Here is a 19,687-nt window from a genome sequence, read left to right as displayed (position 1 = left end):
CCTTCGGCCAAGGCCTCGACTTGAGCGGCAGCATCCGCTTTCGCTACGAGACGATCGACGACCAGCCGCGCGCGGGGTTCAACGCCAGCGACGAGCTGATCAACCTGCGCACGATCCTGACCGCGCAATACCGCCACGGGCCAGTGCGGATCGCGGCCGAGCTCTACGACAGCCGGGCCTATCTGGCCGATCGCGGTACGCCCATCACCACCGGCGAAGTGAATGCGGCCGAACTCGTACAGGCTTATGTCGCGGTCGACGCACCGAATGCTCTGGGTCCCGGCACCACTCTTTCGCTGCAGGGCGGGCGCTTTCTGCTCAATATCGGCTCGCGCCGGCTGGTCGCCGCCGACGATTATCGCAACACCACCAATGGCTATACCGGCCTGCGCGCCGACATCGCCGCCCGGGGCGGGGTGCGCGGGACCTTCATCTACGTCCTGCCGCAAATCCGCTTGCCAGACGACCTCACCTCCCTCCTCGACAACCGGTTGAAAGTCGACCGGGAGAGCTTCGACCAGGTGCTGTGGGGCGGCACGGTCTCGCGCACGAAAACGATCGGCCCCGCAATGGCTGAACTGTCCTTCTACCATCTCGGCGAACGCGATGCGCCGGAGCGGCCCAGCCGCGATCGGTCGCTGAACACGATCGGCGCCCGCATCGTCCGCGAGCCCAAGGCGGGCGGGTTCGACTATGAGGTCGAGGCAATCTACCAGCTCGGCCATATCCGCAGCAGCCTGGCGCCGACGGCCGCCATGCTCGATGTGAGCGCGTCCTTCGTCCATGCCGAGATCGGCTACGGCTTTGCCCATGGATGGAAGCCCCATGTCTCGATCGAATTCGACCGGGCCAGCGGCGACGGACCGGGCGGCTCCTATGGCCGGTTCGACTCGCTGTTCGGCATGCGCCGCGCCGATCTCGCCCCGGCCGGCCTGTACAATGCGGTGGGCCGCGCCAACCTGGTGACGCCGGGCATCCGCCTGGAGGCAACGCCCAACAAGGCGATCGACTGGTTCGTGAGCTACCGGCCGATATGGCTGGCGGATCGCACCGACAGTTTTTCCACCACCGGCGTGCGCGATGTCACGGGACGATCAGGCAGTTTTGCCGGCCATCAGGTCGATGCGCGAGTACGATACTGGCTGGTTCCGGACCGGGTGCGCATCGAGCTTGACGGGGTGTGGCTCGCCAAGGGGCGCTTCCTGCGCGACGCCCCGAACGCGCCGCGATCCGGCAACACCAGATATGTGTCGACCAACCTGACGACGAGCTTCTGATCGCGAGGCAGTCGATCCGCGTCAGCGCGACGCGACCCTGGTCGACGCCGTGCCGGTCGCGCGGGCGATGAGGGCGTCCTTCAGCGGCCGCACCGCCGCAACGGCACCGGCGCGGCATGCATCGATATCCCGCTGTTCTTCGGGCGAGGCCTGGAAATAGGAACCGCAGCTCGCCTCGACCGCACGCGCGATGCGGCGGTCCAGTTCGACGCGACCGGCGGGGCTCGCCAGATCGAGATCGGCGTGACGCACTGCGATCGGGCCGGCGGCGGCCGGCATCGCGGCGAACAGGGCGACCGCGGCCGCGGCGATCGTCAGGGTCTTCGTCATCATCATTCTCCTCCAAATCGCCGGCCGGAACGACCGCGCCGGGCATTGCGACATTGCCCTCCGCCGCGCTTGTCCGAGAGGAGGAGGAGGTGATGATTGACCGATGAAATACCGATCAAGAACCGATATGGCTGCGGCGGGCTCGACGCGGGCGCGGCGGGGTGGAAAGGGCGATGGGGTGAACGACCGGATCGATCTTGCGCATGCGGCGCCGTTCCGGATCGGGTCGATCGACGTCCGGCCGGACCTTCGCCAGGTGACGGCGGAGGATGGCACCCGCGAAGTGGTCGAACCACGCGTGATGCAGGTGCTAGTGGCGCTCGCTCGCGCGGAGGGCGGTGTCGTCAGCCGCGACGACCTTATCCGTTGCTGCTGGGAAGGCCGGGTCGTCGGGGAGGATGCGATCAACCGCGTCATGTCGCGCTTGCGCAGGCTGGCGGACGGCATCGGCGCCCGCGCCTTCACGATCGAGACAGTGACGAAAGTCGGCTATCGCCTGACCGTCGCGACCACCGAACCGGCGCGGGAAACGCCACCGCCCATCCTCGTGCCGGTCAACACCATGATCGAGCGTTCGCCGAACCGGCGCGCTATCATCGCGGGCGCCGTCGCAACCCTCGCCGCGGCCAGTGGCGGCGCGCTGCTGCTGCCGCAGCTGCTCGGGCGCAAGGGGCCGCCGGCCAAGGTGGCCCCGCTTGTCGAGCAGGCAGTGCTCGCGATCGGACAGGGAACGCTGGAGGGCAACAGCCAGGCGATCGGCCTGCTCCGCCGCGTGACTCAAACCGCGCCCGATTATGCCGATGGCTGGGGTCTGCTCGCGCTGGCCTATGCCGGGGCATCGATCGCCCGGGCGCCGCAGTTCGAAGCCGATTTGCGCGCCCGGTCGACCGCGGCGAGCAAGCGCGCGCGCGAGATCGACCCGGCCAATGTCTATGCCGGCGCGGCGATGGGCGTGCTGACGCCGGTGATCGGGCATTGGGGACAGATCGAGACGCGGCTCCGCGCCGGGCTCGCCGATCGCCCCAACCAGCCCATGCTGACGAGCGCGCTGGCGGGCATCCTCGGCGATGTCGGGCGGTGCCGCGAATGTGCCACGCTGGTCGACGCGCTGTGGCCGCGATCGATGCCGACGCCGGGTTCCTCCTATGCGCGCGTCGTGGCCTATTGGGCTGCAAACCGGCTCGACGAGGCCGATCGCGCGATGGACGAGGCCTTTGCCCTGTTCCCGACCCATTTCGCGGTCTGGTTCACGCGTTTCTATCTGCTGCTCTACACCGGCCGCGCCGACGAGGCGATCGGCTTCGGCGAGAATGTCGACGGACGACCGACCGGCATCCCCGACTGGGATTTCGACATGCTCCTGCGCGTCGCGCAGGCGATGCGATCACGAACGAGCGCCGATATCGACGCCGCGATCGCCGTCGCGGTCGAGGCAGCGCACAAGGGTGTGGGCTATGCCGAGAATTCGATGCAGTTCGCGGCTGCCTTGGGCCGGGTCGATACCGCCTTCGCGATCGCCGAGGGCTATTTCTTCGGGCGCAGCTTCGATATCGGCGCTCTCCGCTTCTCGCCCGAGCAGCGCATCTACAGCCGGCCCACCGCCCGGCGATCGCGCATGATCTTCCTGCCTTCGACCGCCGCGATGCGGAAGGACCCGCGCTTCGCTGGATTCGTCGAGGAACTGGGCCTGGCCCGGTATTGGCGGGAATCGGGTAGCCGGCCCGATTATCAGACAGGTGGTTGACATCTACTAACATATTAGTACTATAGGCGTCGTACCAAGGAGCGACGCGTGAACCCTCATCCTACCGAAGGCGAACTGGCGATTTTGCGGGTGCTGTGGGCGCGTCGTGGCCCGTGCACCGTGCGCGACGTTCACGCAGCGCTCTCCCGCACCAAGGACACCGCCTACACGACGGTGCTCAAGATGATGACGATCATGGCCGAGAAGGGCCTGGTCAGCCGCGACGAGCGCGAACGGACTCATCTCTATGCCGCGGCCCATCCCGAACCGGCGGTGCAATCCGCCCTGCTCAAGGACCTGATGACCCGGGCCTTTTCCGGATCGGCCGTGCAACTGGTGCAGCGCGCGCTGGATGCGGACGCCGCCAGCCCCGCGGATCTCGACGCGATCGAGGCGATGATCGCCGAGGCGAAGGCACGGCGGCGGGGATCATGAGCCAGACGATCGAGGCAGCCCTGGCGAGCGCGCTGCTGCAATCACTGTGGCAGGGTGCCGCGCTTGGCCTGATCGCCGCCGCGTTGTTCGCGCTGCTCGCACGACGCAGCGCTTCGCTGCGTCACGCGGTCGGCATGGTCGCGCTGCTGGCGATGGCGGCGGCGCCGATACTGACTTTCGTGACGATGATGGGCGAACAAGCGGCGATCCCGGCTGGCGAAGCCATGGTCAGGCCAGCCGGCGCCCCGCTCCCGCCCCTCGCGGTGCTGCCCGGAACGAGTGCCGGCGATGCGCCGCTCTGGCTGGGCTGGCTCTGGATCGCCGGCGTCGCGCTGATGGCGATCAGGCTGGCGGGAGGCTGGGCGATGCTGCGACGGCTCGACACCACGGTATTCGAGCCGCTGCCTCCGCTCTGGCAGGCGCGCGCCGATGCGTTGCGCCGCACGATCGGCATTCGCCGGCAAGTCGCGATCCGGCTGCTGCACGATTCCGTCCTGCCCTGCACCGCGCGCGCGCTGCGGCCGGTGATCTGGCTGCCGCTATCGATCCTGACACGCCTGGCACCCGAACAGATCGAGGCGCTGATCGCGCATGAACTGGCGCATATCCGCCGGCTCGACTGGATCTGGAACGGCCTGCAATGCGCGATCGAGACGCTGCTTTTCTATCATCCTGCCGCCTGGTGGCTCAGCCGCCGCATCCGGGCCGAGCGCGAACATGCCTGTGACGATCTGGCGGTCACAGCCTGCGGCGATCCGATCGTGCTGGCCGAGGCGCTGAGCACGCTCGAGCGCCTGCGCATGCCTGGTTTTCGTTTCGCTTTACCTGCCAATGGAGGATTACTGATGAATCGAATCAAACGCCTGTTGTCACCCGATACGCCGCCCACACTGCGCTGGGGCGTGCCGCTCGGCTTGCTCGCGCTGGTCGGCACGGGTGTCGTGCTCGCTGGGCAGGCAACACCCGCCGGTGCGCGCTCCGGGGACGGCATGTCTTTCTGGGGCCGACTGGTCGGCAACACGATGGAAATCCACGACACCGTCGATGGGCGGCAGCGCCTGTACAAGCGTTCCACCGATATCCATGGACGCCATTACGAGAGCTATTCGGTCGATGGCCGTCCGGCCCCGATCGATGCGGGCGTGCGCCGCTGGATCCACGACGCGCAGATCGTGCCGCCGCCGCCCCTGCCGCCCGCGCCTCCGCTGCCGCCACCCCCGTTCATCGGTACCGCCGCCTATCAGGCCGCCGCCAGCGCCGCGAGCAGCGACCAGCGCGTAATCGGGGCGATCGGCCAGCCGGTCAGCGCGATCGGCACGAAAGGCCCGAGCTATCTCGATGAGTATCGGACCGACATGACGATTTCCCTGTGGGGACCGAAGGGCAAGGCGCGCCTGCATGCCGTCGGCACTCGCAAGGGCGATGCCTGGGAATTCCAGCGACTCGAAGTGGCCCCGGAAACCGGCGCCAGCTTCGATCTCGCACCCCGCTGAGCTCCCCCTTTTTACCTTTATCTACTAATCGATTAGGAGAAGTAATGCGCCTTTCTCTCACCCTGTTGTCCGTCCTCGGCCTCACCGCCAGTCACGCAGCGCTCGCTCAGTCAGCGCCGGACGCACCGATCACGCCCGACACCCGAGCGGCCGTCGTCGAGACCCTGGGCCGGCAACTCAAGAGCCACTATGTCTTTCCCGACACCGCTGCGAAGGTCGCCGCCGCTCTGTCGGCAAAACTGCGCCATGGCGGTTATGACGCTGCCAGCAGCAGCGCCGCGTTCGGCGATGCCCTGAGCAACGACCTGCGGGAGATCGGCAAGGACGGGCATTTCCGGGTACGGTTCGAGCCGCAATTCAGGGCGCCGCCCAGCGAGGATGGACCGATGACCCCGGAGCAGGTCGCGCAGGGCCGGCAGGAGGTGGCGCAGCGAGCCTTCGGCATCAACCGCGTGCAGCGCCTGCCCGGCAATGTCGGCTATCTCGATATCCGCGGCTTCGGCCCGACGGCGTTCGTGGCCAAGGCCTATACCGCGGCGATCACGTTGCTGTCGGGCACCGACGCGCTGATCATCGACCTGCGCCAGAATGGCGGCGGCGAGCCGGAAAGCGTTGCCTGGCTGCTCAGCCATTTCTTCGCCGAGGGCGACGCCAGGCATCTGAATGACCTGTACAGCCGCACCGACGGCAAGACGCGCGCCTATTGGACCAGCCCGGCGGCCGGCGTGCGCTATACAAGGCCGATCTATGTGCTGACGTCGCACGATACATTCTCGGGCGGCGAAGAATGCGCCTATGACCTGCAGACGCAGAAGCGTGGCGTACTGGTCGGCGAAACGACCGGCGGCGGCGCCAATCCGGGCGATTATGTGCCGCTGGGTCAGGGCTTCGTCGCCTTCATCCCGACCGGCCGGGCAATCAACCCGGTCACGGGGACCAATTGGGAGCATGTCGGGGTGAAACCCGACATCGCCGTGCCCGCCGCCGGCGCGATGAAGATCGCCTATGCCGCGATCCTCAAGGACCTGGCCGCCAAGGCGACCGATCCGCGCGACCGGCAGGGATTGGCCGGCACGCTGGCAAGCGTCGAGAAGGACGAAATCCAGCTGCCGGTCTATACGCCCCGCCGCTGACGCCGCCGCCGGGCCGCGCCGTCACTTCACGGCGGTCGGGTTGTTCGGATTGGGATTCTGGCCCGGCGGATATTTGGGTGGCGGTGCCGGGGTGGGCGTTGGGTTCGGCGTGGGTGCCGGCATATTGATCGGCTTGGCCGGGGGTGTCGGCACCTTGTTGTTCGGACCCGGCACCGGCGTATAAACCGGCTTGGGCGTCGGAGTAGGCATCGGCGTTGGGGCCGGCAGTTGCTCGTTGGGCCCCGGCGCTGGTGCGCCTACCGGTTTCGGCGCGGGCGGCGTGGGCGTCGGTGTCGGAACCGACATCTTCTCGTTCGGGCCTGACGTCGATGCGGGTGCCGGGACCTGGTCGGACACCGGCGTATCGACCTGTGTCGGTACCGGGGTTGGCGTGGGCGTGGACTTCTGGGTGGTTATCCGTTCGTTCTCGCCGCCAGATGTCTGTGTCGGCGCCGGCGTTTGCTGATCGCCCGTTGGCGCCGATCGTTGCGGCCGCCGGGCCGTCTCGAGCATCCCTTGCGGGATGGTCGGGATATAGCTGCCCGGCCCTTGCGGCGCATAGCCGGTAGGATAGCCAGTCGGATTGCCGCCCGCACTGTCCTCCAGATAGTCCGGGCCGCCGGGCGGACGCGGACGGGTGGTGGGCTGGACCGGGTAATAAGGCTGGCCGGCCATTTCCGGCGCGAGCCCGAAACGCGGCGCCAGGGAGGGGAAGATCAGCGCCTGCACCGCGCGCAATCCCTCGGGCGAAATGACGAAGGGACCAATCGGCGCGGCGCCGGGGCGCGGCACATAGACGGCGCGCATCGGCAGATCGACCGTGACCGTCCGCCCGCCCGACGACACGTCGATGATGCCAGGCTGCACCCTGCCCTGCGCACCACGACCGGGCCCGCGCAGGATGATCAGCGAGGCGGTCGCGGGATCGCTGCGGACGCCCGGTCCGACGCCGCGTTCCCCGACGGCGATACGCACCGCATCCTCGCCGACCACGCCGTCGACGATCGTGCCGCGGATGCCGATCGTCGCGACGGGCGTGCGGATCGAGGAACTGCCCTTCGCATCGGGCCGGCCAGACATGAAACGGAACGCGCCCTTGACCACCGAGGCGCCGACCGAGCGGGCGCCACGGGCGGGATCATAGACGAAGCGATCGATCGTCAGCCGCGCGTTCGCGCCGACGGTGAAGGTGGATTTGTCGAGCAGCAGGACCTGGAGCTGGCTCCTGCCGCCGGTCTGCACCTCGTCGGCAAGCGCCACGCGCTGCCGCACGACCGCGGTGCGCGCGACCGTCGTGCCGCCGGGGCGAATCCGGACATTGTTGAGGACCGCGGCGTTGATGCCGATCACCTCCGGCGCGCCCGCCGCAAGGGAAGCGCTCCCGACGGTGAGCGCGGTGGCGGCGAGCAGCAGGCGCGCGGCGGCGATGCGGGAGACCAGAAGGGTCATGGCATCACCCTCCCGTTCCGGGACGCGGCATCGGGCCGCAGGCCGCCGTCATCTCAGCCCAGGCCGGGCCAGGCGGGGGCCGGTCGAGCGCCGCCAGCTCGGCCCGGGCGCCCTCGCGATCGTCGAGGCGGCAGAGCAGGGTCGCATGCAATAGTAGCGCCGCGTCGGCATCGCCATGCGCCATCAGCACCCGCTCTAGCGTCGCTATCGCGGCCATCAGATCGCCTTCCCCGATCTGCCGGCGGGCAAGCGCGATGCCCGGCCCAGTCTGGACCGAATCCCGTGACAGCATGTCGAGCTCGGCGGTGGGATCGGTCTGGGCGGTAGCCGGCATGGCTCCGCCAAGAGCGCACGCCAACGCGATGCAGATCGGGTGAATGCAGTTCCGGACAGCCATGGTCTCGCCCCGCAAGCGCCACCCCCGAGCGGGGCGGCGCGTGGATCCTATCATTCTTTGCCAGTACCGCGAAACGGCACGGGCTGACGGACGCGACCATGTTATGCGAGCTTATACGTGCCCAAGGACGGTGTGGATGCAAGTTCTTTCGGCGTCCGTCGATTGACCACTCCGCCAAGCTGTGGCAGGCGCCGCGCACCATGAACGCCAAGACCCACACCAGCTATCGATATTACCGCGTCGACTGACCGGGCGTAGTCGTGCGTCCCGGGAAGCGGGACGATCTGGATTGGCGAAGCATCCGCTTCAACTCCCTTCGGAAAGAACCGTGACCCGGCCGAGATCTCGCGCCGTCCGTTCGCATGTTTCCGGGAGGGTAAAGCCGGTAGTTCCGGCAGCGGGTCTGTAAAACCCGTCCTTCGGGGAGTGGAGCGTAACCACATCCTCCCACCAGCACCTGCTACCGATAAAAGCGCACGAAATCGCCCTGGGTCGCGACGTCCAGCCGCTCGCGATAGTCGCGATGCTCCGCCGTGCCCGGTGCAATGCGGCCAATCGCCGGATCGGCCTCGCCGCCCAGCTTCGCCAGCGCGATCGGGCAGGCGACCGGCACGAGCTGCGAGCCGGTGCCGACCTGCAGCGTGGTCAGCACGCCGTAGAGCGCCCCCTCGATCGTCGGGCGGCCGAGGATCGCCATGCGGTGCTGCCCGGCTACATTGGTGACGAGATAGATATGGCCCGACAGGTTCGGCATGGAGACATGCCCGGTCTGTTCGAAGCGCGCGTCCATGCGCTGCGATTCAGCGAAGCCGAGATGCCCCGCCTCGTCGATCCAGCGGATCGTGGTGACATAAGCGAAGATGTCGCCCGGACTGCCGAAGCTGGGCCTGAGCGTCAGATAGCGCCCCTCGATCCAGCGCACCGCGGCATGGGCATAGGCGCCCATGGTTTCGGGTGCGAGGTCATGGGACTGGGCGGGTACGGGCGGCGCCACCGGACGGAGCGTGACGCCAAGCGCTTCCTCGAGCCGGATCGTCGTGGCGAGCGTGAACGGACGTCCGCCGGACAACGCCTTTTCAAGCGTCGACAGGCTGATCTTCGCCATATCGGCCAGCGCCTGGCGCGAGATGCGGCGGCGCGCGATCTGCTCGCGCACACGGCGGCCGACCTCGCGCGTTTCGCCTTCCAGAAGATCGCGGTCCTGCATTCTCTCCCCTTTTCGCAAGCCATGATTATCCGCACGTTTGCGGTCGTTTCGTCAACTGCCCTGTGCATGCCAAGGCGCCAAAACAGGGGGATTTTTTCCGGTTTCGAGCGACGTTTTGCTGCGCGGCATGCTGCAGGCGAAAAAGGCTCCTCCGGCGCTTGATTCAAACTCCGTTCCGGCCGGCCTAAACACGGCGCATGGCCATCAGCATCACCATCTGCAACCTCGCCCTTGGCGAGCTTCGCGCACCGCCCATCGCCGATATCGACGAGCCCACCACCGAGGCGGCGGAGTGCCGGCGTTATTATGCGCATTGCCTCAAGCTGCTGCTCGAACGCTTCGACTGGAGCTTCGCCACCAGGATCACGGCGCTCGCCGAACTCAGCGTCAATCCGCGGGCGAGCGAATGGGCGCATGCCTATGCCCTGCCCGCGGATTTGGCGACCGCGCAACGGCTCGTGCCACCGGTGGGTGGCTGGCCGGCAGGGTCAGTGAACCTTCCCGCGGTGCCTGTGCTGGCCCAGCCCTTCGTCATCGAGGACGGCGTGCTGTTCAGCCAGATACGCGGGGCGATCCTGGAATATGTCACGCGCAACGTGACCGAGGCGGCGATGCCCGGCCTGTTCGCCGACGCGCTTGCCTATGCGCTCGCCGCCCGGCTCGCCGTGCCGCTGCGCGACAGCCGCGAGACAAAGGGGCAGCTGCTCCAGCAGGCCGAAGTTGCGGCGCAGCGCGCCATTGCCGACGATATCAACCGCCAGCCCAATCGCGATGCGCCCTCCCCCGATGATATCGCCGCAGTGCGCGGCGCGGGCGCCGACTGCACGATCGGGGGTCTGTGATGCCGCTGCGCACCGGACAGCCGAATTTCTCCAAGGGGGAACTCGCCGAGGACCTGATCTCCCGCGTCGATGTCGCCGCCTATGCGACGGGGCTGCGTCGCGCACGCAACGTCGTGATCCTCAAATATGGCGGTGTGACCAAGCGGCCGGGCACTCGCTTCGTCGCAGAGGTGCACGACGCCACGGCCCCGGTGCGACTGGTCCCGTTCCAGTTCTCGCTCACCCAGACCTACGCGCTGGAAATGGGTCAGGGCTATATGCGGCCGGCGGCGCTCGGTGGCATGGTGCTGGAAGAAAAACTGACGATCGAGAGCATCACGCTGGGCGCGGCAACGGAGATCGAGGCGGCCTTCCATGAATATGCGGTCGGCGATCGGGTCTATTTCTCCGGCATCGCCGGCACGACCGAACTCAACGGCATGACGGGTCGCGTTACAACGGTCGGCGACAGCAGCCATTTCACCGTGGATATCGACTCCACTGGTTTCACCCCCTTCAGCGCCGACACCGGTGGGACCGTCCGGGCCGGACCACCGCCACCCCCGCCTCCTCCACCCCCAGTCCCGCCGCCACCGCCGCCGCCACCGCCGCCTGATACCGGGGGTGGCGGATATGGCGGTGCGCCGGGCGGCGGCTGGTGCGTTGTCGACGACACGCCGGTTCGGATGGCTGGCGGCGAGGAGAAGGCGGCGCGGCTACTCAAGGTCGGGGAGCTGGTCCATACCCGGCATCGCGACGGCGCTGGCGATTGGGGTAATTATCCCGTCCGGACGATCGAACTTTCGTGGCAGCCAGTGTTGAAGGCCGCGGGCTTCCCGCGCGCCACGGCGGAACATCGTTTCTGGATCGACGGCGCCTGGGTGCGGATGGACTCGATCGGCGAGCCTGATGGGGAGGCGTGGGTCGCCAAGATCAATATCGCCGACGCGCACACTTATGTCTCGGCGGGTATCCTGTCGCACAACAAGGATGCCAATCCGCCAGAAGATAGCGGGCCGGCATGAGCGTCGCCCGTCTCTGTCGCGTCGGCTCGCCCTATAATGGCGCGGAGCTCGCCGAGGCCGATTTCGAACAATCGGCCGACACGATGTATCTCGCCCATATCAATCACGCGCCGACCAAGCTGGTGAGGGCAGGCCATACCGACTGGACCTTCTCATCGGTCGCCTTCGCGCCGACGATCGGCGCGCCGACCGGGCTGACGGCGACCGCATCGTCGCCAAATGTCGATGCCGCCAATGCCGGCAATGCCTATTTCCCCCAGCCGGCGACCTATGTCGTGACCGCAGTTGATGACGTCTCCGGGCAGGAAAGTCGGGCGTCGACTCCGGACACCGCGACCAACGACCTGACATTGAAGCGCAACAGCAACGCGCTGGCGTGGTCGGCGGTAACCGGGGCCACACGCTACCGGGTCTACAAGGCCGATAACACCGCTGAGTTCGGCTATATCGGCATGACGACGACGACCAGCTTCGTCGACGACAATATCGGGCCGGACTATTCGGACGGACCACCCGTGGGCGAAAATCCCTTCCCCGGCGCCGGCGACTACCCCTCGACGGTGACCTTCTTCGAACAGCGCCTGCTTTGGGGTCGCACGAACAATCACCCGAACGCGATCTGGGGTTCGCGCTCCGGGAGCTTCGAGAACATGGATATCTCGCGTCCCCTGAAGGCCAGCGATGCCCTTTCCTTTGCCCTGGTCGCCGGCCGGGTCAACGCGGTGAACCAGCTCGTCTCGATGAACAACCTGCTCGCGCTCACCTCCGATTCCATCTTCAAGATCGAGGGCGGACAGAATGGGTATATCACCGCGACCGATTTCGTCAGTCGGCGCCAGAACGGGCGCGGATCCTCGAGGCTCTCGCCCCTGGTGATCGACAGCGTGTGTTTTTATCAGACCGGGGTCGGCAACGGGATCCGGACCCTCGGCTACACCTTTCAGACCGACAGCATCGATTCGAACGACATCACGATCTTCTCGCCGCACCTGTTCCGTGGGTTCGACATCAAGGCCTGGGCCTATGCGCAGGAACCGCGATCGGTGATCTGGGCAGTGCGCAACGACGGCAAGCTGCTCTGCTTCACCTGGGAGCAGGAACAGCAGGTTTGGGGCTGGACCCTGTGCGAGACGGACGGGACCGTCGAGAGCGTGTGTGTCATATCGGAAGGGTCCGAGGACCGGCTGTACCTGACCGTCCGCCGCGGTGAAAAGCTGTTGATCGAACGGATGGCGGCCACGCGGTGGGATGCGGTCGAGAATAGCTGCTTCCTCGACAGCGCGGTGACCTATCAGTTCGACGAACCGCAGACGATGCTCCGCAATCTCGGCCATCTCGAAGGGAAGACGGTCTCCGCGCTCGCCGATGGCGGCGTCGTCACGGGCCTGGTCGTCTCGAACGGCGTGGTTGAGCTCGATCAACCGGCGGTCAAGGTGACGGTCGGGCTGCCCTATACGGCGACGATCGAGACGCTGCCGCTCGCCTTTCAGGGCCAGGCCGGCTGGACGATCGCCAAGCCGCAGATTCAGGCCAAGGCAGTCATCCGGCTGATCGACAGCCGCGGCGTGAAGGCAGGGCCGACCGACGCGGCACTGGAGCCGCTGCGATCGCGCATCAACGAGCTGCCCGGCCAGCCGCCCGCGCTGATGACCGGCCTGTACGAGACCTATCTGCGCGCCGACATCAATGGCGGCGCGCGCATGGTAGTGCGATCCGACGATCCGCTGCCGATGACCGTGAGCGCAATCTATCTCGACCCCTCTGTCTCGGAATAAGCGGATCGCGCTGATCAGCGCCACGCCCGTCCATGTCGGCCCGATCGCGTCACGGATGCGCGCGGCCGATGTGACCGAATGCGCGGCGATGGGACATACGCCGCGCCAGGCGTTGCGGGCGGGGCTGCTGTCGTCCTCGCTGTGCCTGACCGCGATGGTCGACGGGCGACCCGAGGCAATGGTCGGGCTGGTGGTGACCAATGCGCTGTGCGGCGAAGGTTCGCCCTGGATGCTCGGCAGCGACGCGGTCTACCGGCACCCGCGAACGATGCTGCGCTGGGGGCCGCGCATCCTGTCGGCGATGTTCGATTCAACTCCCGTGCTGGAGAATCTAGTAGCGGAGGACAATCACCGCGCCGTCCGCTTCCTGAAACGGATCGGCTTCACCATCGGAAAGGAGCCGATCATGATCGCCGGCACCCGCTTTATCCAATTTTCCCAGGAGCGCCGCTGATGTGCGAACCCACCACAGCCCTGCTGATCGCCTCGACCGCCATTTCGTCCATCGGCGCCGTGACCGCCGGCATCGGCCAGGCGCAGCAATATCGCTATCAGGCGCAGATCGCCGATCAGAATGCGCGCCTCGCCAATGAGCAGGCGCGCGATTCGATCGATAACACCAATATCGAGGCGCAGCGCCGCTATCGCGAGATCGCGCAGATGAAGGGCGCGCAGACCGCGGCGATGGCCGCCAATGGCGTCGACCTCAATTTCGGATCACCCGTGACCATCCAGAAGGACACCGCGATGATCGGCGCCGAGGATATCGGCCAGATCTACAAGGGCGGCAACGAACGCACGCGCGGCTTCGACATCAACGCGTTCAACTACCGGTCCCAGGCGTCGGCGAACCGGGCGCAGGCGAGCGGTGCGGTGATGAAGGGGATTTTCGATGGGTTGTCGACGGCGCTGGGTGGAGCGTCCCAGGTTGCGGGGATGAAGAACCCATTCGGCAAGAAAGCGCCGCGTTTTCGCGATGAGGGCCGGGGGGCGTCAAACAACGGCTAAGCCCCCTACTCGGTCGGAGCCTCGAACACCGACCAGCCAGTTCGCTGGACCAGCCGCTCGAGCGCCAATGCCCCCAGCTGCGACGTACCACGCGCGTTGAGTCCCGGCGACCATACCGCAATCGACGCCTTGCCCGGCGCGATCGCCAGGATGCCGCCGCCGACGCCCGACTTTCCCGGCAGGCCGACGCGATAGGCGAACTCGCCCGAGCCGTCATAATGGCCGCAGGTCATCATCAGCGCGTTGATGCGCCGCGCGCGTTGCGCGGAGACGATCGAATGGCCGGTGGCAGGGTTGACGCCGCCCGCCATCAGATAGCCGCCAGCGCGGGCGAGCTGATGGCAGCTCATCGCCAGCGCGCATTGGTGGAAATAGACGCCCAGCGTCCGTTCGACGGGCTGGCGGATATTGCCGAAGGCGCGCATGTAGTTGGCCAGCGCGAAATTGCGGAATCCAGTGTCCTGTTCTGCCCGTGCAATGCGTTCGTCGATGAAGATGCTGTCATCGTCCGCCAGCGACCGCACGAAGCGCAATATCTCGCCGATCGCCTCGATCGGCTCGTGCGCGCCCAGGATCATGTCGGCGACGACGATCGCGCCGGCATTGATGAACGGGTTGCGCGGGATGCCGGATTCGGTCTCGAGCTGGACGATCGAATTGAACGCGCTGCCCGACGGCTCGCGCCCGACCCTGTCCCACAGCCGGTCGCCGATCGCGCCGAGCGCGAGGGTTAGGCTGAACACCTTGGAAATGCTCTGAATCGAGAAGGGTTCGTCGGCATCGCCTGCCCTGTGGCTGGTGCCATCCGCCTCGATCACCGCGATCCCGAACTTCTTCGGGTCGATCCCGGCAAGGCCCGGAATATAATCGGCCACGATGCCGCGGTCGGGCGCATCCGCCATTTCGGCCGCGATATCGGCGACGATCGTTTCGAGGGAAGCCATCAGGCGTTGTTAGCGAGCCCGGCCCGCATAATCACGCAGCTTCAGTCGAACTCCACCGTCAGCGATTCAGCGAAAGCGCCGCTTTTGCGTAGCTTGCCCGCCACACCCGGCGCCCGGCGCAGATTCTGGCGCTTCAGCAGCGGCTTGAGCATCAGGTGGAGCGTGGCATTGTTGATGTGGATGCCGAAGCACTGATGCAGCCCATAGCCGAAATGGATATATTCGTGAGGCAACCGGCGCGGATCGAAGCGCTCCGGATCGGGCACGCGGCGGCCGTCGCGCATGCCCGAGGCGAACGCGGCGATCACCGTCGACCCGGCCGGAACGCGGGTCTGATGTTTCGTGCCGCTGGCGATCGTCCAGTCCTCAAGCGCGATCCGCGGCAGGCCGGGGGCGAGCGGATCGAAGCGCATCGCCTCACGAACATAGCCGGCCAGCAGCACATCGTCACCGGCCCGCGCCGCCGCCTGGGCGCCTTTCAATGCATCGGGGCGGCGCAGCAACTGCTCCATCGCCTGCGGCACGACCATCGGCGGCTGAGGCGGCCCACCGACGATGAAGCCCATCAGCGCGGTGCGGATCTGCGCGTCGCTATAGCCGGGCTCGCCCGCCTCCTGCAGTTTAAGACAGCGGCCCAGAACGTCGTCGGCAACGGGTTTCCCCCGGCGTTGCTCGATCTGGCCCTGGATATGCGCGCGTAGCGCCGGGGCGATCACCTTGACCTCTTCGACCAGCGGCTCGTCGCTCGCCACGAACTGATATTCGAACAGGCGCGTACCCCAGACGCGCAGGTCGCCGCCGGTGGGCTCGGGCACGCCAAGATAGGCGGCGATGAAATCGAAGGTCACGCGCCGGACCAGCGTGTCGACCACCTCGACCCGGCCTCCCGCTCCGGCCACGATCGCCTCCGCCCGCGCCTCGACATCGGCCGCCAGGCGGGCAAGATCGCCCGGACGCACGACCTTGCGCATTGCGGCGGTGTCCGCCTGATATTGTGGCGTGTTCGCCATGCCGAGGAAGAAGGGCTCGCCGCCCATGATGACGTCGAGCTTGTCCTTGTAGATCACGCCAAAGGCCGGATCGGTCGCGAATACCTCGCGTACATCGTCATAGCGCGTCGCGACATAGGTCTTGCCGAAATGGGGGATGGGTTTCAGCCAGCGCAGCAGCCTGAAGAAGAACGGCATCGCCGCCATCGCCTTCGTCATGAGCCAGCGCTTGAGGCCCTTCGGCCCCGGCCGCAATACCTGGGTTGAGGACAGGATGCTCATAGCAGCGCCAGATACTGGAGGGCCGGCATGCTCGGCAGGAAGAAATAGTCCCCGCCCGCCATGCGGATGAAGGTGTCGACATCGACGATCCGGCGCAGCGGCTTTTCGCGGATCGTCATCTTGCCCTTGGGGCCGACCAGCGGATCGGTCTCGTCGAACAGGGTCGCGAAGTTCGGGTTGAGCAGCCAGGTCTGCTGCACGAACTCGAACTGACGGGCGATGTCGGTGTTGAGGCAAATGAAGAGCAGCCCGCGGTCGACCCCGTCCTCCTTGGGCGGCACGCTGATCGTCGCGCCATATTTGCGGCCGCGGCGCAGGATGCGATGGTTGTTCGCCGCATCGAGCAGGGTCTGCTTGTCGGCCGGCGTCGGCGCGAGACCGTCGCGCGGGTTGGAGCGGCGCACATGCGATCCGGCCGGGCAGCCCACACCGTGCAGGTCGCGGTCGAAAAAGCCGAAATCATTGTCCGGCATGTCATAGGCGTCGGGCTGCAGATAGCCGGCGGGACAGAGAAGATCGCCCTTGGTGTTGCGGCCGACCACGCGCTCGGCAAGCCAGGTAGTGGTGACATGCGCCGAGCCTTCCGGATCGCGCGCGCGGATGTGCGCGGCATTGTCGCGCATTGATTGCCAGAAGGCGACGACATCCTGCTTCAGCTCGCGCACGACCATGTAGCTGCCGTCGAGCCCGAAATCGAGGAAACCCTCCGCCAGCGGGTGCGGTGGCAGGCCCGCGGCCTGACCCTTGTCATCGTCGGGCACGACCGGCCCGGGCGCCTTTTCGTGATGGCCGTTGGTGTGGCCGAACAGGATCTCGCCGAGCGGGACCCCGTTCCAGTAATCGCGCACCGCGGGCGCCCCGGTGTTGAGCACGACTGCGTCGTCATCGAAGGGGACAGGCTGCGAAATGCCGTCGGCAAAACCGAAATGTTCGCGCGCGACGCCCTTGTCGTCGGGGCGAAGATCGAGCGGCAGGCGATGGACCACCTGAATGTCGTGCGGCTTCAATGCCGCCTCGACCTGTTCGGCCCAGGCCTCGGCGCTGTCCTCATCCTTGTCGTAGAGCAGCAGCAGGGCGTGGACGGTGATCGGCGTGACGATCTGTTCCTCGCGGTGCCCAGTCGAGGTCTTGGCACTCGACTGGGCTTCCTCGACCGTGGTGAGGGCGCCGCGTTGCCGCGCGTTCGAGCTCCATTTCGGCCCCCCTTCGATGACGGTGCCGAGCCACTCGCCCTTGCGCCGATCGCCGAGACGACGGAGCCGGTCCTCCTGAAACATGCCCTCGCGGAATGGCGCCGCGAAGGATTCGAGCGCCGACTTCGGCAGGTTCATCTTTTCCAGGCCGGCATAGGCGAAGGCGATGGCGGTCGCCCGCGCGTCGCGCCCATCGGCGTCGGTGACGGGGGCGAGTTGCTCCACCGTCTTGAGCCAGGCGCCGCTGCCCTTCCCCTTCCAGGTGAATTCGAGAAACAGCGCCCGCCCGGTCGGCAAGGAAGCGAAGCCGCTGACCACCAGGCCCTGAGTCAGGGTGCAGTGCGGCGCCTTCAACTGCCAGCTCGGCGGTTTTTTCCGCGGCGTCCCGCTCACAGGTCGTTGATCCACGCGGACGCCTCCTTCGTGCTGAGCGACGGCTTGCGCAGGCCGTTGGCGATACGGTTGTTGCGTTCGACCTGGTCGACGGTCAGGTCGCTATAGGCGCTGTACCAGAAGCGGCTGACCGCCATGGAATGCCGCGCCCAGGCCTTGAACTTGCGGCCGTGGCTGGCGCCGTCCTGGATGAGGAAACGGGTCGCCGGAAAGCCCACGCCGCAGCCCCAGGCAAGGGTCAGGCCGACATGCGCCTTCTCGATGAAATCATCGAGATAGCTTTCCCAGCTCTGGTCGAAATTGCTGAAGAACATCAGCCGGCTGCCATTGTTGACGAACGCCCAGTGCGCGAAATGCACCGTGCGCATGCTGCCGAGATAGCCGCGAATGCCGCTGTTTGGCATGGCGCGCAGCACCAGGCCGAGCCCGTGATGGCCGGCGCGCACGATGAGCGTGCGCAGCACGCCCGGCTTGATCAGCACGACAGAGCCCATATGGTTCTGCGGAATCCAGTCCTCGCGCTGCGCCATCTGGCGCACCATCTCCTCGTCGATCGGCGGCGCATCCTGCGAGGAATCGCGCCGTTCGAGCCAGCGCAGCCAGCACAGGATCAGCAGCACGGAGAAAGGCACGCTGAGCACGCCGAACAGCGTGATGCGCGGCGCATGATCCTTTGCCTCTGCCAGCGGCAGGCCGGTCATCAGCGAGATGGTGATGGTGATCAGCGGGGCGAGCACGGCATAAAGGATGCCGCCGACCAGGATCAGGATAAGGGTCTGCGGCTTGAACAGCGCGCTGATCAGGTTGAACTTGCCGGCCGTGTCAGTGCCGGGAAGCGGCTCGCGGATCATGTAGAGGCGGATGCCGCAATAGAGGATGCCGAAGGCGAGCAGCAGGTAGAAGCGGTTGTCCGGCATCATCGGTGCGAGGATCAGCCCCGGCAGCGCGAGCGCCAGGAAGACGAGCAGGGCGAAGCCAGCCACCTTCAGATAATCGCCGCAACGCGTGAGGAACGGAACGCGGGCCGGCGCGCGCTCGGTGAGCCAGGGAAACGCCGGCAGCAACGCCGAGCGGAGATGGCGGTGGATCTCGACCGGCGTCACCTCGCCGCGATAAGGGCTGGGACCCGCGCCATTGGCGGTCGCGATCTCGGTCCGGGTGGCGCGGAACAGGTCGCGCTCGGTCAGAATCCGGTCGCGGGTCATGCCGCGATTGCCGTGATGATAGACGCTTGGTTCGAGCGAGCGCGCCTGGAAATAGGGGGCGACCGGCGCGCGGGAGTCGGGCGCGGTCACCGCGTCGTAGAGCGGCCCGCACGGATCGAGCGGACGCTTGCAGCAGCGCAGCATGGCGCGCAGATCGGCCCCGATCGCTGCCTCGAGCTGGCCCCAGAACACGCTCGGCCTGCCGTCGAAATTGGCCTCGAGCACGAACAGCGGATCATAATCCTCGCCGGGGAACACGCTCATCGAGAGGAAATGGACCGAGGGCACGCCGGCCATGAAGCCGGCATAGTCGCCGGCCGTGCCCGTCGTGCTGCCGCTGTCGTGCAGCCGGTCGATCAGGGCGGAGAGCTTGTCATGGCTCTCCGGCTTGACCTCCAGCGCCACGGACAAAGTCGTTTGTCGCATCCGGCCGCTCCCCATCTTCGTGCCACCGCCCATGTCTGGACGACATAGACCTAAGGAACCGTTCCCGCCCCGAACGTTTCGCTCCCGACTCGGCCTTCTACTATGTCACAGCTTTGGAGGACGCACAGACAAACGCAATAATAGGTCGAATTCTGGATCTA

General features: G+C 66.8%; 18 protein-coding genes. 10 read left to right on the top strand and 8 right to left on the bottom strand.

All coding sequences use genetic code 11. The features are described from left to right. Nucleotides 1-20: 20 nt before the first annotated feature. Complete coding sequence (locus ACZ1I2_RS05835; protein WP_465174806.1) at nucleotides 21-1,277, top strand: alginate export family protein; 1,257 nt, start codon at nucleotides 21-23, stop codon at nucleotides 1,275-1,277. Nucleotides 1,278-1,298: 21 nt separating this feature from the next. On the opposite strand, the gene ACZ1I2_RS05830 is transcribed toward ACZ1I2_RS05835, so the two are convergent. Further along, a complete protein-coding gene (locus ACZ1I2_RS05830; RefSeq protein ID WP_465174807.1) occupies nucleotides 1,299-1,607 on the bottom strand; it encodes a UrcA family protein in 309 nt (102 codons plus the stop codon). 127 nt (nucleotides 1,608-1,734) lie between these two features. Here ACZ1I2_RS05830 and ACZ1I2_RS05825 point away from each other — a divergent pair, with 127 nt between their 5' ends. From ACZ1I2_RS05825 to ACZ1I2_RS05810, 4 genes are read left to right on the top strand one after another with little or no spacing between them, the layout of a single operon-like run. Next, nucleotides 1,735-3,351, top strand: a complete 1,617-nt coding sequence (locus ACZ1I2_RS05825; RefSeq protein ID WP_465170622.1) for a winged helix-turn-helix domain-containing protein — start codon at nucleotides 1,735-1,737, stop codon at nucleotides 3,349-3,351. 48 nt (nucleotides 3,352-3,399) lie between these two features. Beyond that, entirely contained in the window at nucleotides 3,400-3,786 is a 387-nt protein-coding gene (locus ACZ1I2_RS05820; protein ID WP_465174808.1) for a BlaI/MecI/CopY family transcriptional regulator, read from the top strand. Next, nucleotides 3,783-5,279, top strand: coding sequence for a M56 family metallopeptidase (locus ACZ1I2_RS05815; RefSeq protein ID WP_465174809.1), 1,497 nt, complete (start codon nucleotides 3,783-3,785; stop codon nucleotides 5,277-5,279). Before ACZ1I2_RS05820 ends, ACZ1I2_RS05815 begins: the two co-directional genes overlap by 4 nt. 44 nt (nucleotides 5,280-5,323) lie before the next feature. Next, nucleotides 5,324-6,412 (top strand): S41 family peptidase, encoded by a 1,089-nt coding sequence (locus ACZ1I2_RS05810; RefSeq protein ID WP_465174810.1) that lies wholly within the window; start codon nucleotides 5,324-5,326, stop codon nucleotides 6,410-6,412. 21 nt (nucleotides 6,413-6,433) lie between these two features. Here ACZ1I2_RS05810 and ACZ1I2_RS05805 read toward each other — a convergent pair whose 3' ends face one another. The 3 genes from ACZ1I2_RS05805 to ACZ1I2_RS05795 all read right to left on the bottom strand — a co-directional run bounded on the left by ACZ1I2_RS05805 (nucleotide 6,434) and on the right by ACZ1I2_RS05795 (nucleotide 9,465). After that, nucleotides 6,434-7,861: a FecR family protein gene (locus ACZ1I2_RS05805; RefSeq protein ID WP_465174811.1), complete on the bottom strand. Its 1,428-nt coding sequence runs from the start codon at nucleotides 7,859-7,861 to the stop codon at nucleotides 6,434-6,436. A gap of 4 nt (nucleotides 7,862-7,865) precedes the next feature. After that, nucleotides 7,866-8,195: a tetratricopeptide repeat protein gene (locus tag ACZ1I2_RS05800; protein WP_465174812.1), complete on the bottom strand. Its 330-nt coding sequence runs from the start codon at nucleotides 8,193-8,195 to the stop codon at nucleotides 7,866-7,868. 523 nt (nucleotides 8,196-8,718) lie between these two features. Beyond that, complete coding sequence (locus ACZ1I2_RS05795) at nucleotides 8,719-9,465, bottom strand: helix-turn-helix domain-containing protein (RefSeq protein WP_465174813.1); 747 nt, start codon at nucleotides 9,463-9,465, stop codon at nucleotides 8,719-8,721. A 197-nt stretch (nucleotides 9,466-9,662) separates the two neighbouring features. Here ACZ1I2_RS05795 and ACZ1I2_RS05790 point away from each other — a divergent pair, with 197 nt between their 5' ends. Genes ACZ1I2_RS05790 through ACZ1I2_RS05770 form a run of 5 tightly spaced genes read left to right on the top strand, consistent with a single transcriptional unit; the run spans nucleotide 9,663 to nucleotide 14,094 of the window. Further along, nucleotides 9,663-10,307, top strand: coding sequence for a phage connector family protein (locus ACZ1I2_RS05790; protein WP_465170629.1), 645 nt, complete (start codon nucleotides 9,663-9,665; stop codon nucleotides 10,305-10,307). After that, entirely contained in the window at nucleotides 10,307-11,311 is a 1,005-nt protein-coding gene (locus ACZ1I2_RS05785; RefSeq protein WP_465174814.1) for a hypothetical protein, read from the top strand. Before ACZ1I2_RS05790 ends, ACZ1I2_RS05785 begins: the two co-directional genes overlap by 1 nt. After that, nucleotides 11,308-13,086: a phage tail protein gene (locus ACZ1I2_RS05780; protein ID WP_465174815.1), complete on the top strand. Its 1,779-nt coding sequence runs from the start codon at nucleotides 11,308-11,310 to the stop codon at nucleotides 13,084-13,086. Before ACZ1I2_RS05785 ends, ACZ1I2_RS05780 begins: the two co-directional genes overlap by 4 nt. 55 nt (nucleotides 13,087-13,141) lie before the next feature. Beyond that, nucleotides 13,142-13,540 (top strand): hypothetical protein, encoded by a 399-nt coding sequence (locus tag ACZ1I2_RS05775; protein ID WP_465170632.1) that lies wholly within the window; start codon nucleotides 13,142-13,144, stop codon nucleotides 13,538-13,540. Next, a complete protein-coding gene (locus tag ACZ1I2_RS05770; RefSeq protein WP_465174816.1) occupies nucleotides 13,540-14,094 on the top strand; it encodes a virion core protein, T7 gp14 family in 555 nt (184 codons plus the stop codon). The genes ACZ1I2_RS05775 and ACZ1I2_RS05770 overlap by 1 nt, the downstream gene beginning before the upstream one ends. A 5-nt stretch (nucleotides 14,095-14,099) precedes the next feature. Here the strand turns inward: ACZ1I2_RS05770 and ACZ1I2_RS05765 are convergent, their stop codons facing one another. From ACZ1I2_RS05765 to ACZ1I2_RS05750, 4 genes are read right to left on the bottom strand one after another with little or no spacing between them, the layout of a single operon-like run. Continuing rightward, on the bottom strand, nucleotides 14,100-15,038 hold the full coding sequence (locus ACZ1I2_RS05765) for a glutaminase (RefSeq protein ID WP_465174817.1): 939 nt from the start codon (nucleotides 15,036-15,038) through the stop codon (nucleotides 14,100-14,102). Nucleotides 15,039-15,079: 41 nt separating this feature from the next. Further along, on the bottom strand, nucleotides 15,080-16,246 hold the full coding sequence (locus ACZ1I2_RS05760; protein ID WP_465174818.1) for a cytochrome P450: 1,167 nt from the start codon (nucleotides 16,244-16,246) through the stop codon (nucleotides 15,080-15,082). A gap of 59 nt (nucleotides 16,247-16,305) precedes the next feature. Continuing rightward, the gene (locus ACZ1I2_RS05755) at nucleotides 16,306-17,910 is read right to left on the bottom strand and encodes a Dyp-type peroxidase (RefSeq protein WP_465170636.1); all 1,605 of its coding nucleotides are present in this window, start codon (nucleotides 17,908-17,910) and stop codon (nucleotides 16,306-16,308) included. Then, nucleotides 17,892-19,526: a hypothetical protein gene (locus tag ACZ1I2_RS05750; protein ID WP_465174819.1), complete on the bottom strand. Its 1,635-nt coding sequence runs from the start codon at nucleotides 19,524-19,526 to the stop codon at nucleotides 17,892-17,894. Before ACZ1I2_RS05750 ends, ACZ1I2_RS05755 begins: the two co-directional genes overlap by 19 nt. Nucleotides 19,527-19,687: the final 161 nt, after the last annotated feature.

It is taken from the genome of Sphingomonas sp. BL-S-29, from assembly GCF_055521495.1.
The sequence above is the reverse complement of the archived record's forward strand: the minus strand, read 5'-3'. Positions and strand labels throughout refer to the sequence as shown.